At 60.3% G+C, this 14,239-nt stretch carries 16 protein-coding genes; 5 read left to right on the top strand and 11 right to left on the bottom strand.

Annotation, left to right across the window (positions count from 1 at the left end; all coding sequences use genetic code 11):
* Positions 1 to 3 precede the first annotated feature (3 nt).
* The 5 genes from pdxA to K7B09_RS06245 are packed head-to-tail and all read left to right on the top strand — an operon-like array spanning position 4 to position 3,450.
* Positions 4 to 978 carry a 4-hydroxythreonine-4-phosphate dehydrogenase PdxA gene (gene pdxA / locus K7B09_RS06265; RefSeq protein WP_223627956.1) on the top strand — a complete coding sequence of 325 codons (975 nt, stop codon included), beginning with the start codon at positions 4 to 6 and terminating at the stop codon, positions 976 to 978.
* Entirely contained in the window at positions 978 to 1,316 is a 339-nt protein-coding gene (locus tag K7B09_RS06260) for a tRNA-binding protein (RefSeq protein WP_223627954.1), read from the top strand. Before pdxA ends, K7B09_RS06260 begins: the two co-directional genes overlap by 1 nt.
* Complete coding sequence (gene rsmA, locus K7B09_RS06255; protein WP_223627952.1) at positions 1,313 to 2,119, top strand: 16S rRNA (adenine(1518)-N(6)/adenine(1519)-N(6))-dimethyltransferase RsmA; 807 nt, start codon at positions 1,313 to 1,315, stop codon at positions 2,117 to 2,119. Before K7B09_RS06260 ends, rsmA begins: the two co-directional genes overlap by 4 nt.
* 55 nt (positions 2,120 to 2,174) lie before the next feature.
* Complete coding sequence (gene apaG, locus K7B09_RS06250) at positions 2,175 to 2,555, top strand: Co2+/Mg2+ efflux protein ApaG (protein ID WP_223627950.1); 381 nt, start codon at positions 2,175 to 2,177, stop codon at positions 2,553 to 2,555.
* Between the two features lies 1 nt (position 2,556).
* Positions 2,557 to 3,450 (top strand): symmetrical bis(5'-nucleosyl)-tetraphosphatase, encoded by an 894-nt coding sequence (locus tag K7B09_RS06245; RefSeq protein WP_223627948.1) that lies wholly within the window; start codon positions 2,557 to 2,559, stop codon positions 3,448 to 3,450.
* A gap of 149 nt (positions 3,451 to 3,599) precedes the next feature.
* On the opposite strand, the gene K7B09_RS06240 is transcribed toward K7B09_RS06245, so the two are convergent.
* From K7B09_RS06240 to K7B09_RS06190, 11 genes are all read right to left on the bottom strand, one after another.
* Positions 3,600 to 4,097, bottom strand: a complete 498-nt coding sequence (locus K7B09_RS06240; RefSeq protein ID WP_223627946.1) for a dihydrofolate reductase — start codon at positions 4,095 to 4,097, stop codon at positions 3,600 to 3,602.
* A 73-nt stretch (positions 4,098 to 4,170) separates the two neighbouring features.
* Complete coding sequence (locus tag K7B09_RS06235; RefSeq protein WP_223627944.1) at positions 4,171 to 5,031, bottom strand: ChbG/HpnK family deacetylase; 861 nt, start codon at positions 5,029 to 5,031, stop codon at positions 4,171 to 4,173.
* On the bottom strand, positions 5,028 to 6,602 hold the full coding sequence (locus K7B09_RS06230) for an ArnT family glycosyltransferase (protein ID WP_223627942.1): 1,575 nt from the start codon (positions 6,600 to 6,602) through the stop codon (positions 5,028 to 5,030). The genes K7B09_RS06235 and K7B09_RS06230 overlap by 4 nt, the downstream gene beginning before the upstream one ends.
* Entirely contained in the window at positions 6,599 to 7,630 is a 1,032-nt protein-coding gene (locus tag K7B09_RS06225) for a glycosyltransferase family 2 protein (protein WP_223627940.1), read from the bottom strand. Before K7B09_RS06225 ends, K7B09_RS06230 begins: the two co-directional genes overlap by 4 nt.
* A gap of 45 nt (positions 7,631 to 7,675) precedes the next feature.
* Positions 7,676 to 8,470 (bottom strand): thymidylate synthase, encoded by a 795-nt coding sequence (locus K7B09_RS06220; RefSeq protein WP_223627938.1) that lies wholly within the window; start codon positions 8,468 to 8,470, stop codon positions 7,676 to 7,678.
* A complete protein-coding gene (lgt, locus tag K7B09_RS06215; RefSeq protein WP_223627936.1) occupies positions 8,470 to 9,351 on the bottom strand; it encodes a prolipoprotein diacylglyceryl transferase in 882 nt (293 codons plus the stop codon). The genes K7B09_RS06220 and lgt overlap by 1 nt, the downstream gene beginning before the upstream one ends.
* Before the next feature lie 38 nt (positions 9,352 to 9,389).
* Positions 9,390 to 10,139: a TerC family protein gene (locus K7B09_RS06210; RefSeq protein ID WP_223627933.1), complete on the bottom strand. Its 750-nt coding sequence runs from the start codon at positions 10,137 to 10,139 to the stop codon at positions 9,390 to 9,392.
* Between the two features lie 15 nt (positions 10,140 to 10,154).
* Positions 10,155 to 10,541, bottom strand: coding sequence for a diacylglycerol kinase (locus K7B09_RS06205; protein ID WP_223627931.1), 387 nt, complete (start codon positions 10,539 to 10,541; stop codon positions 10,155 to 10,157).
* A 137-nt stretch (positions 10,542 to 10,678) separates the two neighbouring features.
* Positions 10,679 to 11,914 (bottom strand): ABC transporter permease, encoded by a 1,236-nt coding sequence (locus tag K7B09_RS06200; protein WP_223627929.1) that lies wholly within the window; start codon positions 11,912 to 11,914, stop codon positions 10,679 to 10,681.
* Positions 11,911 to 12,615, bottom strand: coding sequence for an ABC transporter ATP-binding protein (locus K7B09_RS06195; protein WP_223627927.1), 705 nt, complete (start codon positions 12,613 to 12,615; stop codon positions 11,911 to 11,913). Before K7B09_RS06195 ends, K7B09_RS06200 begins: the two co-directional genes overlap by 4 nt.
* Positions 12,615 to 14,174: an efflux RND transporter periplasmic adaptor subunit gene (locus tag K7B09_RS06190; RefSeq protein ID WP_223627925.1), complete on the bottom strand. Its 1,560-nt coding sequence runs from the start codon at positions 14,172 to 14,174 to the stop codon at positions 12,615 to 12,617. Before K7B09_RS06190 ends, K7B09_RS06195 begins: the two co-directional genes overlap by 1 nt.
* Between the last annotated feature and the right edge of the window lie 65 nt (positions 14,175 to 14,239).

Genomic DNA, 14,239 nt, shown 5'->3' with positions numbered 1-14,239 from the left:
TCAATGCGCCCACGCCTTGCCCTGATTGCGGGTGAGCCTGCCGGCATTGGCCCCGAACTGGTGGTGCGTGCGGCCCAGCAGGACTGGGACGCAGAGCTGGTGGTGTTTGGCGATGCCGCCAGTTTGCTGCGTGCGGCTGACGCACTTGGTCTGCCGCTGCATTTGCACCGGCATGGCGAGGCAGCCACGCAGCCGCGTAGTTTGGCCATCGTCGACATCCCGCACCCGGTGGCAACCCGCTTCGGGCACCCTGATCCGGCCAATACGGCCTCGTTGATCGCGGCCATCAGCCGCGCCGCCCGCGCCTGCATCGACGGTGAGCTGGATGGCTTGGTGACCGGCCCGGTGCACAAGGCGGTCATCAACGAAGGCGGGATCACTTTCACCGGCACCACCGGTCTGTTGGCCGAACAAGCCGGCTGCGAGGTGGTGATGATGCTGGCCAACTCACACCTGCGAGTGGCTTTGCAAACCGTGCATCTTCCACTGCGCGAAGTCGCTGATGCGATCACCCCCGCGGCCATGATGCGCACCCTGCGTATCGTAGATACGGCACTGCGCACCCAATTTGGACTTGCTGTGCCCACCATCGCCGTACTGGGTCTGAATCCGCACGCTGGCGAAGACGGTCATCTGGGCCGGGAAGAACTGGACATCATCATTCCCTCCTTGGACCACCTGCGCGGCGAAGGGCTGCGTCTGGTTGGCCCGTTGCCAGCCGATACCGCGTTCCTGCCAAACAAGCTGCAGGGCTTCGACGCGGTGCTGGCGATGTACCACGACCAAGGCCTGCCGGTACTCAAGCACGCCGATTTCGCCCACGCAGTGAACATTACCTTGGGCCTACCCTACCCGCGTGTGGCGGTAGATCACGGCACCGCGCTGGAACTGGCCGGCCAGGGCACGGCCGATCCGTCCAGCCTGTATGCCGCCATCCGGACCTGCACGCAGCTGGCGGCGCAGCGGAAGCGCGGGTGATGGAGACCATCAGCTTCGACGGCTTTCTGAAAGTCGAACTGCGCGTGGGCCGCGTGCTGTCCGCCGAGCCCTTCGCGCAGGCGCGCAAGCCCGCCTACATCCTGCACGTCGATTTCGGCCCGGAGCTGGGCGTGCGCAAATCCAGTGCGCAGATCACCGTGCACTACACGCCGGAGGAACTGGTCGGCCGGCTGGTGGTCGCCGTGGTCAATTTCCCGCACAAGCAGATCGGCCCGCTGATGTCGGAATGCCTGGTGACGGGCTTTCACGACGCCGACGGCGCGGTGGCGCTATGCGTGCCGGACAGGGACGTGCCATTGGGAACACGCTTGCTATGACCACAGGATTCACCGAACCGGCCAAGAAACACCTGGGCCAGAACTTCCTCCGCGACACCAGCGTCATCGACAGGATCGTGCTGGCGATTGCCCCGCAGCCGGGGGATGTGATCGTCGAAATTGGCCCCGGCCAAGGCGCCCTGACCTTTCCCCTGCTGAAACAGCACGGTGACATTACCGCGATTGAGTTTGACCGCGACCTGCACGCGCCACTGCAAACCGCCGCACGCCAGCACGGCGAGCTGCACCTGATCGCAGGTGATGTACTGAGCGTGAATTTTTCCGAATTGGCCGCGCAACGCAGCGATGCGCAAGGCCAAATCCGGTTGGTCGGCAACCTGCCCTACAATCTCAGTTCACCGATCCTGTTTCACGCATTGGATCATGCGCACGCCATCCGCGACATGCACTTCATGCTGCAAAAAGAAGTGGTAGAACGCATGGCCGCCGGCCCCGGCAGCAAGGTCTATGGCCGCCTCAGCGTGATGTTGCAAGCCTATTGCAGCGTGACGCCGCTGTTCATCGTGCCACCTGGTGCCTTCATCCCCGCACCCAAAGTGGACTCGGCAGTGGTACGGCTGGTGCCAAAACCACACGGAAAAATCGAGGTTGCCGATCACGCGAGCTTTGCCAACGTGGTGCGTGCCGCCTTCGGCCAACGCCGCAAAACCCTGCGCAATGCCCTCCATGGGGTGGCCGATAGTGCCACCCTCGAAGCCGCCGGCCTGCGCCCGGAAGCGCGTGCCGAGCAGGTGGCCGTGGCTGATTTCGTGCAGCTTGCCAATTTACTTGCCGCCGGTTGATATCTGATTGCCAAAAGCATGGGCGCAGCCTGCCGCCCACCGCTAGAATGGCGGCATGAGCAACAATGATTACCAATTCGATATCGCGGTGAATGCCCACTTCCTGGATGACCAATCGGTACCGGAAGAGGGCCGCTTCGTGTTTGCGTACACCATCCAGATTCGCAACCAAGGCAAGCAGCCGGCACGCTTGCTGGGCCGCCATTGGCTGATCACCGACGGCAACGGCCGGGTACGCGAAGTGGTTGGTGAAGGCGTGGTAGGCGAACAGCCGTGGCTGCGCCCCGGGGAAGGTTTCGAATACACCTCGGGTGCGGTACTGGAAACCGACATCGGCACCATGCGCGGTAGCTACGACATGCTGGCCGATGATGGCACTCGGTTTGCCGCACCGATCCCGGCATTCACCCTGTCCATTCCGCGCACGCTGCACTGAGATGGCGGTCTGGGCCATTGGCGACCTGCAAGGGTGCTACGACGTCACTCAGCGCTTGCTGGAGAAGATCCGCTTCGACCCGGCGGCAGATCGGCTGTGGTTCTGCGGTGATCTGGTCAATCGTGGCGGCCAGTCAATCGAAACGCTACGGCTGGTGCATTCGCTGCGCGAGGTCAGCCACACGGTGTTGGGCAACCATGACTTGTCGCTGCTGGCGGTGGCCGAACGCACCCCCGAGGAACAACGCCGGGTCAACGCCGACCTGCAGGGCGTGTTGTTTGCGCCGGATGCCGCCGAACTGCTGGCATGGCTGCGCAAGCGCAAGCTCTGCCATGTGGATCGTTCGCTGGGCTGGATGATGATACATGCCGGGCTCGCACCGAGGTGGACCACCTTCCTTGCTGAAAAACATGCGCGCGAAGTGGAATCTCGCCTGCATGGTGATAACTATCGCCGGCTGCTGCGCAATATGTATGGCGATAGCCCGGAATGGTCACCACGCCTGCAAGGGCTGGAACGCGACCGCGCCATCATCAATATATTCACTCGCATGCGCTATTGCAGCCCTCGCGGCCGCATCGCGTTCGAACACAAAGGCCCGCCTGGCAGCCAACTGCCGGGCCTGTACCCGTGGTTTTCGGTTCCCGGCCATGCCGCACGTGATCTGAAGATCGTCTGCGGACATTGGAGTGCGCTGGGCCTGCATATCGGCAGCGGGATCCATGCCATCGACACCGGCGCAGTATGGAGCGGCAAGCTCACCGCACTGCAATTGGATGCCGAAAGCCTCAATGTAGTACAAGTGCCGGGCCGCGACGTACCTGCCCCGATGCCGAAACAGCGTCACGCCAAGTACAAGCAGCCACACCCATCGCAACGCCAAAACGGCGGCTAGGTACCGAGATAATCTGCGGCGGCACATCCACGCTTGCGCGGATGGACTTGCACACACACGTGAAGGTCTCCCGTTTCGGGCGTGGCATCACGGTCAATCGCACGTCAGCGCCTCACCGCTAGCGGGAATCGACAGGTCTTCAACTATGCTCATTGACGCTCGTAATCCACGTAGCTAAAGGCAAATGCATGAGCCGCATCGGAGGGATGGTGCATCTGCCGGGTGATACGCCACTGATCCTGCGCAAATTGCGGGAAATAGGCATCGGCAGCCTCCACCGTGGTCTCTACATGGGTCAGATGCAGGCGATGTGCATGCGGTAGTGCCAGCGTATAGAGTTCCCCCCCTCCGATCACGCACAACTCGGGGCTGCCATCGGCAGTGATCAAGTGCAGCGCTTCCTCCAGCGAGGCCACTGCTTGCATCCCATCGAACGGCATCCGTCCACTGCGGGTCAGTACCAGGTTACGCCGCTTGGGTAAAGCACGCCCCAGCGACTGCGCGGTCTTGCGCCCCATCAACACCGGCTTGTTCAAGGTCAGTGCCTTGAAATGGCGCAAGTCATCGGGCAAATGCCACGGCAGGGCATTGCCCTTGCCGATGGCATAGTGAGTATCGAGTGCGGCAACAAGCGAGAGGATTGGCATTGCAGACATCATGCGGGCGACGCCCCAGATCGGGCAAGCCGCACAACATAAACAACCCTGCGCCAAGTTGCGACTAGCGGGGATTGGCCAAAATCCGACTCATCGGTAGCAGGCGTACTTGTGCGGCCGCCAGCATTGCTTCGAATTCGGGCGCCAGCAGCATTGCAAACTCCACATGCCGGGCAGCTGCAATGGCATCTTGCATATGCGATGGCAGGCCAGGATGGCACATCAATACATCACCATCTTCGGCAGCAGACAACCAGTATTGCACCCGTCGGCGATAACTCGCGGCATCTCCGCGAAAATCATAAACACCCAGCAATCTTGCATTTTGCTGCACGCCGATCCGCTTCGCCCTTGCACTGAGCGCGTGATTGCCCAGTAAATCAATGATCCGACTCTTGAATTGGGTACGCAAATCCAAATGGGCCGCGGCCTGCGGACTTCGAGTAGAACGCAACCACGGCGGGTTGACCGGGTAGCGATGCGCGATGACCTGCAACAATGCGTCGCGGATCATCGGCAATTGATGCACATGCTGATGCCCATCCACATACACGGGGGCACGCCCCATCGCCTGCTCGAAGGCATCCAGTTGGGCGTCGATCTGGTCACGCAGAGCGTGTGCATCCAAACTTCTGGAGTAGACACGCAGCAACAAATGCCGATGCGTTTGCTTCGCCATCGGCGGCAGCGGGCATTCGGTCAGATCCAAGTGCAAGCCCACGTCCAACTGTTGCGGATCATACCGGCGCAATGCGCGTGCACCCTGCTCCCAAGTACTACCGCCTACCATCACGGATACTGCTTGCACCCGTTGCAAACGCAATAATGCAAACACCGCATGATTGATTCCATCATGCAGACCAAAATCATCCACGCACAGGCACACTCGCGGCCCATTGGCATCCTGTGCAACAGCCACATTCATTGCGCAGATCCATGGCCTGCCAGCGAGCCGCGCGGGCAACCCAATGCCACAAACTGCGTATGCTGCGCAGGATCCACCCGCCAAACGACTTGCCGATTATTGGTAGTGATCACCTGTACTTGCGCGAGAAACGGATAGTCCTTGATTGCATCCTCTGCGCCCACTACCCACGCCACGCCACCGTGACATAACGCGGCTGGCAATGCCTGCGGGAACAGTAGAAGCCGCTTCGCCAACGCGGGTGCAAAACTACCCGCATCTGCAATTTCCTTGCGCCAAGTGTCGCGACGTGCAATCTCAGGGTCGTTCCAATCGTCCACATCAAATACCGGCTGTTGCAAGCGCGCGTAGAACGGCACCGCATACAAATAATCCTTGAGGATGTAGACCGACTGGCCCGTCTGGTAATGCGCGCGCAGCGCCACGCCAAGCGGTTTGGAGGAATGCTTTTTGTCAATGCTCAACCCAATGACAGCGATCAACCCTACCAGCGCACTGACTGCCAAGGTGATGACCCAACGTTGCTTGCGTGCAGTGGTTTCAACCGCAAGGTAGCTTGCATCGGCGATCAGCCAAGCCAGTGCAGGTAGCGCTGGCAAGATATAACCCAGCAATTTCGACTGCGGAATCGAAAAGAACAGCAGCACACACCCCACTGACAACCCCATCAACAAGCGCACCGCGCCCGGTGTGTCAGTAGTGGTGAAGTAGTCACGCGTCAGCATGCGCCGCAACCACAACACTGCAGGAAAGCTGCAAAGTGCCAACACCGCTGGATAGAACCACCACGGCTGCACATTATTGAATCCGGTCGCCGCAAATCGCTGGAAGTGCTGCACCACGAAGAAGTAGTGCAAAAATCCATCGAAACGCTGCTGCATGGCGATAAACCACGGCGCAGTGATCACCAACAGCAGCATAAGCCCCGGCACCGAAACCAGTGCCCACAGCGTTCGCCAGCGCCAGCGCAGCAACACCCACAGGCCGATCACCATCGCTGGAATCACAAAGCCAATCAGCCCCTTGGCCAGCAATCCCAAGCCAGCCAGCGCATAGGCCAACCACAACATGCGCCGGTAGCTGCACCCTTGTTCGAAGCACAGCGCGGCATCCGCCAATGCCAGAATGGTGGCCGTGATGCAGCCGGCCACCAACATGTCCAGGTTGGCAAATTGGGCTGCCGCGAAATACATGGGCAAGACCAGCAGCACTAGCAAGCTGCGCCGTGCAAGCAGCAGCCCGCACCACCGCCGGGTAAATAGATACAACGCAATCGCACCCAAACTGGCACCCAATAACGATGCCGTCCGGGCTGCAATTTCGATCGGCCCAAGCAACCATAATGCCGCAGCCGTGATCCAATAAAACAACGGCGGCTTGTGGAAGAACGGCATGCCGTCAAGGGTGGGAGTCAGCCAATCGCCCGAGCGCAACATTTCCCACGCAACCGTGGCATAGCGCCCTTCATCCGGATGCATCAATGGCCGCATCCATGCGGTGGCGGCCAGCCACAACAGGACAATCCCCAGCACGATCGCCGTATCCCATCGCTTCAGCGGCGGCGTGCTCATGATTCACCTCGCAAGCCCTGCCCTAGTGCACGTTTGACTACAAAAATAGGGCGGCGCTTGGCCTCCTCATAAATACGCCCCACGTACTCGCCGACCACGCCCAGCGATACCAGTTGAATGCCGGAAAACAGCATCAGACTCACCACAATCGTGGTCCAACCGCTCACCTGATGGCCAAAAACAAGATACACGCCGGTCAAATACGCGCCGTAGGCAAAGGCTGCCAATGCCATGAGACACCCCAGAAAAATCACCGTCCGCAGCGGCCACAAGGTGAATGCAAACAGGCCATCCAATGCCAATCGAAACAGCTGGAACTTGCTGAAATGGCTATGCCCATGCGCACGCTGCTCGGGCAGATATGGCACCGCCACCGCCTCAAACCCAACCCAGGCATACAGGCCTTTCATGAAGCGGTTGCGCTCGGGCATGGCAAGCAATGCCTGCACCACCGTGCGATCCATCAAGCGGAAATCACCAGCGTTTGGCGGGACCCTGAAACGGCTATTGCGGTTGACCATGCCATAAAACCAACCCGATCCGATGCGCTTGAACCAGCTCTCGCCATCGCGGTGCTCGCGCACGGCATACACCACATCGGCACCTGCACACCAATGCCGCACGAAGGTCTCGATCAGTGATAACGGGTGCTGCATGTCAGCATCCATCATCATCACCACATCGCCCGCCGCCGCTTGCAGGCCTGCGGTAAGCGCAGCTTCCTTGCCAAAATTACGCGACAGTTGCACCACCCGCACCCCGTCTTGCTGCGCCCATTGCGCCATGAATTGCGCACTGGCGTCGGTGCTGCCGTCATCCACCAGCACGATTTCCCAACGCTCGGCCACCTGTGCCAGTTGTGCCTGCAGTAGCGGCAGTAACCGTTGCAGATTTTCGGCTTCGTTGTAGCAAGGCACGATGCAGGACAGTGCATGCAGTGTGCGCGATAGGCGTGCATGGCCCGTTGTCGAATGGGTCTCGCGCATGCGGTCCGCATGCGCAGCCATCGCCGGTTGGGTGGTCAACATTCAGCACCTCGGGGGGGGAGGGACGCACGAGGCCAGCGGAATGAGTTACACCGCTACCGGAGCCCTGATCGGCGGGTGCGGGGTATACCCCTTGATCACAATGTCCTCGTATCGGAAAGCGAAGATATTCTCCACTTCGTTATTCAATCTCAGCTGCGGCAACCCACGCGGTGCCCGCGCCAGCTGCTCACGCGCCTGTTCAAAATGGTTGGAATACAGGTGCGCATCCCCCAAGGTGTGTACGAAATCACCCACACCCAAACCGCACACCTGCGCCACCATGTGGGTCAACAAAGCATAGCTGGCGATATTGAATGGCACCCCCAGGAAGATGTCGCCACTGCGCTGGTAGAGCTGGCAACTGAGCTTGCCATCGGCCACGTAGAACTGGAACAGACTATGGCAGGGCATCAGCGCCATCTGCGGCAAGTCGGCCACATTCCATGCGCTGACGATCAAGCGGCGCGAATCCGGGTTGCGGCGGATTTCATCCACCACCCACTGGATTTGGTCGATGGTCTGGCCATTGGCACCCTTCCAACTGCGCCACTGCTTGCCATACACCGGGCCCAGCTCGCCATCGGCATCGGCCCATTCGTCCCAGATGCTGACCTTGTTGTCGCGCAGATACGCAATATTGGTACTGCCCTGCAAGAACCACAGCAGCTCGTGGATGATCGCGCGCAGGTGCAGTTTCTTGGTAGTCACCAGCGGGAAGCCCTGGCTCAGATCGAAGCGCATCTGCCAGCCAAACACGCTGCGCGTGCCGGTGCCGGTGCGGTCGGCCTTTTCGCTGCCGTGCTCCAGCACATGCCGCAACAGGTCGAGGTAGGCCTGCATCAGCGCACGTCAGGTTGCAAGGTGGGCGCACGGCGTGAGTGCCACAGCCAGAATAGACCCAGCAAGATCAGCGGCGTACTCAGCACCTGTCCCATCGTCACCCAACCGAAGGCCAAATAACCCAATTGCGCGTCTGGCTCACGCACAAACTCGACCAAGAACCGGAAGCTGCCATACAGCAGTGCAAACATGCCAGAGACTGCATAACGGGGGCGCGGTTTGGCCGAGAACCAGACCAGCACGCAAAACATCACCAAGCCCTCCAGCGCCGCTTGATACAACTGCGATGGATGGCGCGCAAACCCATTGAGGGCACCACTTTCGAAATAGCTACGCAGTGTCGCCGCATCCATCGACGCAAACGGCTCGGGCAGCGCACGCGGGAAGATCACACCCCAGCCATCGAACACGGTTCCGGCAGTGGGCTTGCCCCACAACTCGCCACCAATGTAGTTGCCGATTCGGCCAAACCCCAGGCCGGCCGGCACCAGTGGTGCCATGAAATCCACGGTGTCGAAAAAATGCAGATGATGCTTGCGCGACCACCAAGCAACGGCGGCCAACACGCCCAGCAGGCCGCCATGGAAGCTCATGCCGCCTTGCCAGACCCGCACGATCATCAGTGGGTCCTTGAGGAACTCACTGAGGTCGTAAAACACGATGTAGCCAATGCGCCCACCCAGCACCACACCCAGCATCGAATAGAACATCAAGTCGCCGAACCCGTTGTCATCCACGCCGGGCAACCGCCCTGCACGCACGCGCCGCCGACCCAGCCACCATGCCACGACAAAACCAAGCAAGTACATCAGCCCATACCAATGGACTTTCAGCGGCCCCAGCGAGACGGCAATGGGGTCAATCTGGTGCAGATAGGGCATGTGCATCCTGGTTCCTGATCAAGTAACGCCGCGGGGGCTTACCACTCGCCCGCACCCGGCACGTGATGCGAAGCCGCTTTGCGCCGCATCAGCAGGTTCAGCCATTCAACCAATACCGAGAAGGCCATGGCGAAGTAGATGTATGGCTTGGGTACGTGTACTTCCAGTCCATCCAGGATGAGCACGGCACCGACCAGCAGGATGAACGCCAGCGCCAGCATTTTTACGGTGGGATTGGCGTCAATAAATGCGCCCAGCGGGTTGGCCGCCAGCAGCATGATGGCGACCGCGGCCAAGATTGCGAACACCATGATCGGAATGTGTTGTGCGATGCCGACAGCGGTAATGACCGAATCCAGCGAGAACACGATGTCAATCACCGCAATCTGTGCGATCACCATGCCAAATACCGCTGATGCCTTGGTGGTGCGCGGGTCTTCGTCATCACCGCCGGTAATCAGATCATGGATCTCCAAAGCCCCCTTCACCAACAAGAAAGCCCCCCCGATGATCAACACCAGATCGCGAATCGAAATCCCCATCCCAAACAACGCAAACAGGTCTTTCCCCATGCGTGCCAGGTGCGCCAAGGTCACCAGCAACAGGATGCGGGTGATACAAGCGACCGCAATACCCAATTTGCGAGCAGTAGGCTTGCGATGCTCGGGCAGGCGACTGACGGCAATGGAGATGAACACCAAATTATCAATGCCCAGCACGATTTCCAATGCGCTCAGGGTGACGAGGGTGAGCCATGCGTCAGGGGAAGCCAGAAAACTCAGATCCATGTGCTACTCATCCCGTCAACCGTGCAATACGCGCGGGCCCAACAACACCGCCCACACCAGCACTACGTTCATCATCAGCACAAACACCGCTGCCGACCCCATATCCTTGGCGCGACCGGCCAGTTCGTGGTGTTCAGAGCCATAGCGCTCGATCACCGCCTCCATCGAAGAATTCATCAGCTCCATCGCCAGCACCAACAGGCAACTGCCGATCAGCAGCACACGCTCGACACCGGTTGCGCCCAAGTACCAGCCCACCGGGCCAAGCACCGCGAACAGACAGACCTCAAGGCGAAAAGAGGACTCGTGCAGCCATGCGGCACGCAGACCCAACATTGACCATTTGGCAGCGCGCAACACGCCCGCAGGCCCGCGCGGCAGGTGCCCATAGAGATCAGCCACGTGCAAACACTCGCGTGGTGGCAACTGAAGCAGGCTTGCAATCGGGCATGGAATGGATCAGATCCGGCGGGGCAAGCGGTCATTTTGCCACAAGCCCCACACCCGCCGTCCGTTAAGGAATTGCAAAGGCCACGCGATTACTGCGACCGCAGTGCATCAATGGGATCGAGCAAGCTGGCTTTGCGCGCTGGGTAGTAGCCAAAAAACAGCCCCGTGCAAATGGAGAACGTAGCCGCGAGCAATATCACTTTGGCATTGAGCTGTACCGGCAAATCACCGAATTTGCCGACCAACAATGCACCGACTACACCGATGCCAATGCCGATAATGCCGCCGATCAGCGAAATCAGCATGGCCTCCGCCAGAAATTGCAGGCGCACATCGCGCGGGCCGGCGCCCACCGCCATGCGCAAGCCGATTTCACGGATGCGCTCTGTCACCGAGACCAACATGATGTTCATGATGCCGATGCCACCAATGATCAGGCAGATGCCGGCCACTGCGCCCAGCAGCTTGGACATCAGATTGGTGGTGGCGGTACGGGTGGCCACGATCTGGCTGATATTGCGCACCGCGAAGTCATCGTCCGCGCCCGGCTGAATCTTGTGCCGTTGACGCAGCAAATCCTCGATCGCGGCCTGCGCGGCATCCAGATGCTTGGCGTCGTCCACCCCCACGGCAATTGACTGCACGGCGCCGGGCGGCATGCCTTGCGCGGTGGACAACCGGCGGCGTGCGGTTTCCAGTGGCACGACCACGATATCGTCTTGGTCCTGCCCGAAACCGCCCTGCCCCTTGCTGCCCAGGATGCCGACCACGGTGAACGGAACCCGACCCAGGCGAATGCTTTGACCGATCCCGCTTTCATCGCCAAACAAGGTTTTGCGCACGGTTTCGCCCAGAATCACCGGCTTGCTGCTGCCGCCGTAGTCGGGGGTATCAAAGCCCTGACCCTGCACAATCTGCCAATCGTTGATCGCAAACCAATCGGCTTGCACGCCCTGCCATTGGGTAGAGGCATTGTTTTCGGCAAACACCACCTGACTGCCGCCGCGCAACGAACCGGCCACGTATTGCACCTCCGGTACTTCATTGCGAATGGCCTCCACATCGCCTTCGTTGAGTGACCAGCGGCTACCCTGCGCCATGCGTGCGCCACCCGGCCCCATGCCGCCGGCACTGCCGATATCCAGCCGCTGCGAGCCAAGGCCTGACACCATCTTGTCGATCTCGGCCTGCGTGCCCTGCCCAATCGACACCATCACGATCACCGCCGCAATACCGATGATCACGCCCAGCGAAGTCAGCGCACTGCGCATCCAGTTGCCGCGCAGGGCGAAAAACGCAGTGCGCAGGATGTCAGTGAAGCTCATGCGGCCTCCGCCTCTGTTTGCGCTTGCAACCGACCATCGTGCATCACAAAGGTACGGTCGGCATGTGTGGCTACTTGTGCATCGTGGGTAATCAGGATCACGGTATGGCCGTCATCGCGCAAACGTTTGAACAGGGTCAGGATCTCCTCGCCGGTCTTGCTGTCCAGCGCGCCGGTGGGTTCATCGGCCAACAGGATCGGCGGGTGGTTGACCAGCGCGCGGGCGATCGCCACGCGCTGCTGCTGGCCGCCAGAGAGTTCATTCGGGAAATGGTCGGCACGGGCGCCCAGACCCACGGCCTGCAGCGCGGCCAAAGCACGCCGCCGCCGCTCGGCCGGCGGGATTTGCGCGTAACCCATTGGCATCGCCACGTTGTCGGTGGCATTCATGCGTGGCAGTAGATGAAAGCCCTGAAACACAAATCCAATCTTGTCGCGCCTCAGCTTTGCCAATTGCTCGGCATCCAGCGTCGCCACATCCACACCATCGCATTCGCAGCGGCCACTGGTGGGTGTATCCAGGCAGCCCAACAAGTTCATCAAGGTGGACTTGCCCGAGCCAGACGGCCCCATGATGGCCACAAACTCGCCACGCTCGATACGCAGATTGACGTCTTGCAGGGCCACCACTTCCGCCTCGGTACCGGCGGCATACACCTTGCCAAGTTGGTGGGTCAAGATCACCGGAACGGTGTCAGCCATCACTTGCTCTCCGTCGCCGCACGTTCGCCAGAAATGAGCGTGTCGCCTTCCTTGATGCTGCGCCCCGAGACTTCGGTAGCAGTGCCGTCACTGGCCCCCACCTTGAGCATCACTGCCTGCGGCTTGCCATTGACCAGTTTGTAGGCCATCACTCGTTTGGCATTGATTTGCGCATCCATGCCAGCATTCCATTTGCCACGCTGGGCATCATCCAGGGTCGCGGCAAATGCCGAGAATTGCTGGCTCATGCGGTCACGCATGCGGGCACGCATCTGCGCCATCATGTTGGCGTCGCCGCCACCACTGCGACGCGGCCCACCCATGCCTGCGCCGCCAAACAAGCGGCTGCCTCCCCCTTGTTGAGGGCTGCCTGATTGCACCTGCGCGGCACGCTCGGCTTGCTTGCGCTGCATTTCTTCCAAGGCCGCATCAAACGCGGCTTTCTGCTCCGGCTTCAAACTCAACGTGGCGGCCAGATTTTGCAGATCTTCGCCCATCCCCGCGCCGCGTCCGCCATTACTGCCGCCGGGTGCCGCACCGTCTGGCTTCATGTCCGCCAACGGCGAGCCATCAGCCGGCTTGAAACGCAGGGCAGCATTGCCCACCTTGAGCACACCATCGCGCTTGCTGACTTCAATCTGTGCATTGACGGTCAACCCCGGCAACAGGGTGCCATCGCTATTGTCCACGCTGACCACCACCGCATAGGTCACCACGTTATTGGTGGTGGTCGCCGCCATCCGCACTTGCTTGACCACGCCGGCAAATTGCCGATTCGGGAAGGCATCGGCGGTAAAACTCACCGTCTGGCCTTCTCTGACTTGGCCGATGTCGGATTCATCCACCGCCAATTCAATCTTCATCTTGGAAAGATCTTCGGCAATGGTGAACAACACCGGCGCGGAGAAGCTGGCGGCCACGGTTTGGCCAGGGTCGATGGTGCGGGTCAGCACCACGCCATCCACTGGCGAGCGAATCACCGCACGTCCGATATTGACCTCGGTGGTCTTCAACGCTGCCGATTGTTGCCGGATCAGCGCTTGCGCCGAGTTCACCTGCGCCTGCGCCTGATCACGGCTAGTGCGTGACAAATCCAGATCACTGCGAGCGATTAGTTTTTGCGCTGCCAAGTCGGATTTACGCTGAAAGTCCGCGCTGGCATTGCGCAAGGTGGCCTGCGCCTGCGCCAATTGCGCACGCGCACTGGCGATCTGCGCATTGCCCTGCTCCAGCTGGGCCTGATACGTGGACGGGTCGATTTTGGCAAGGATGTCGCCCTTCTTCACTGGCGAATTGAAGTCCACCAGCACATCGGTCACCTGCCCGGAAATCTGGCTACCCACCGTCACCGTGGTAATGGCACTGAGCGTACCGGTGGCGGAAATCGCCACCCGAATATCACCGCGCTGCACGGTCTCTGTGCGGTAACCGCCGGCAGCATCGGCAGCTTTATGTTTACTCCAGTAATAGCCGCCCGCTGCCAGCGCTGCGACTACGGCCGCAGCCACGGCAATCTTGCGCAAAGGGGAAAAACTCCTGGAACGTGATGACTGGCTCATGCGGGCTTTGGACAGGGTTTGGGGAGGGTATCTGGAATCAGAACGCACCAGTATGCATTTGGTTG

Source organism: Thermomonas beijingensis, from assembly GCF_020034655.1.
Lineage (GTDB): Bacteria > Pseudomonadota > Gammaproteobacteria > Xanthomonadales > Xanthomonadaceae > Thermomonas > Thermomonas beijingensis.
This window is presented reverse-complemented; position numbering and strand designations above follow the sequence as displayed.

What these genes read in the sequence shown, in the direction of transcription:
- pdxA (WP_223627956.1), top strand. Translation starts at nt 4, where the DNA reads ATGCGCCCACGCCTTGCCCTGATTGCGGGTGAGCCTGCCGGCATTGGC.
- K7B09_RS06260 (WP_223627954.1), top strand. Translation starts at nt 978, where the DNA reads ATGGAGACCATCAGCTTCGACGGCTTTCTGAAAGTCGAACTGCGCGTG.
- rsmA (WP_223627952.1), top strand. Translation starts at nt 1,313, where the DNA reads ATGACCACAGGATTCACCGAACCGGCCAAGAAACACCTGGGCCAGAAC.
- apaG (WP_223627950.1), top strand. Translation starts at nt 2,175, where the DNA reads ATGAGCAACAATGATTACCAATTCGATATCGCGGTGAATGCCCACTTC.
- K7B09_RS06245 (WP_223627948.1), top strand. Translation starts at nt 2,557, where the DNA reads ATGGCGGTCTGGGCCATTGGCGACCTGCAAGGGTGCTACGACGTCACT.
- K7B09_RS06240 (WP_223627946.1), bottom strand. Translation starts at nt 4,097, where the DNA reads ATGCCAATCCTCTCGCTTGTTGCCGCACTCGATACTCACTATGCCATC.
- K7B09_RS06235 (WP_223627944.1), bottom strand. Translation starts at nt 5,031, where the DNA reads ATGAATGTGGCTGTTGCACAGGATGCCAATGGGCCGCGAGTGTGCCTG.
- K7B09_RS06230 (WP_223627942.1), bottom strand. Translation starts at nt 6,602, where the DNA reads ATGAGCACGCCGCCGCTGAAGCGATGGGATACGGCGATCGTGCTGGGG.
- K7B09_RS06225 (WP_223627940.1), bottom strand. Translation starts at nt 7,630, where the DNA reads ATGTTGACCACCCAACCGGCGATGGCTGCGCATGCGGACCGCATGCGC.
- K7B09_RS06220 (WP_223627938.1), bottom strand. Translation starts at nt 8,470, where the DNA reads ATGCAGGCCTACCTCGACCTGTTGCGGCATGTGCTGGAGCACGGCAGC.
- lgt (WP_223627936.1), bottom strand. Translation starts at nt 9,351, where the DNA reads ATGCCCTATCTGCACCAGATTGACCCCATTGCCGTCTCGCTGGGGCCG.
- K7B09_RS06210 (WP_223627933.1), bottom strand. Translation starts at nt 10,139, where the DNA reads ATGGATCTGAGTTTTCTGGCTTCCCCTGACGCATGGCTCACCCTCGTC.
- K7B09_RS06200 (WP_223627929.1), bottom strand. Translation starts at nt 11,914, where the DNA reads ATGAGCTTCACTGACATCCTGCGCACTGCGTTTTTCGCCCTGCGCGGC.
- K7B09_RS06195 (WP_223627927.1), bottom strand. Translation starts at nt 12,615, where the DNA reads ATGGCTGACACCGTTCCGGTGATCTTGACCCACCAACTTGGCAAGGTG.
- K7B09_RS06190 (WP_223627925.1), bottom strand. Translation starts at nt 14,174, where the DNA reads ATGAGCCAGTCATCACGTTCCAGGAGTTTTTCCCCTTTGCGCAAGATT.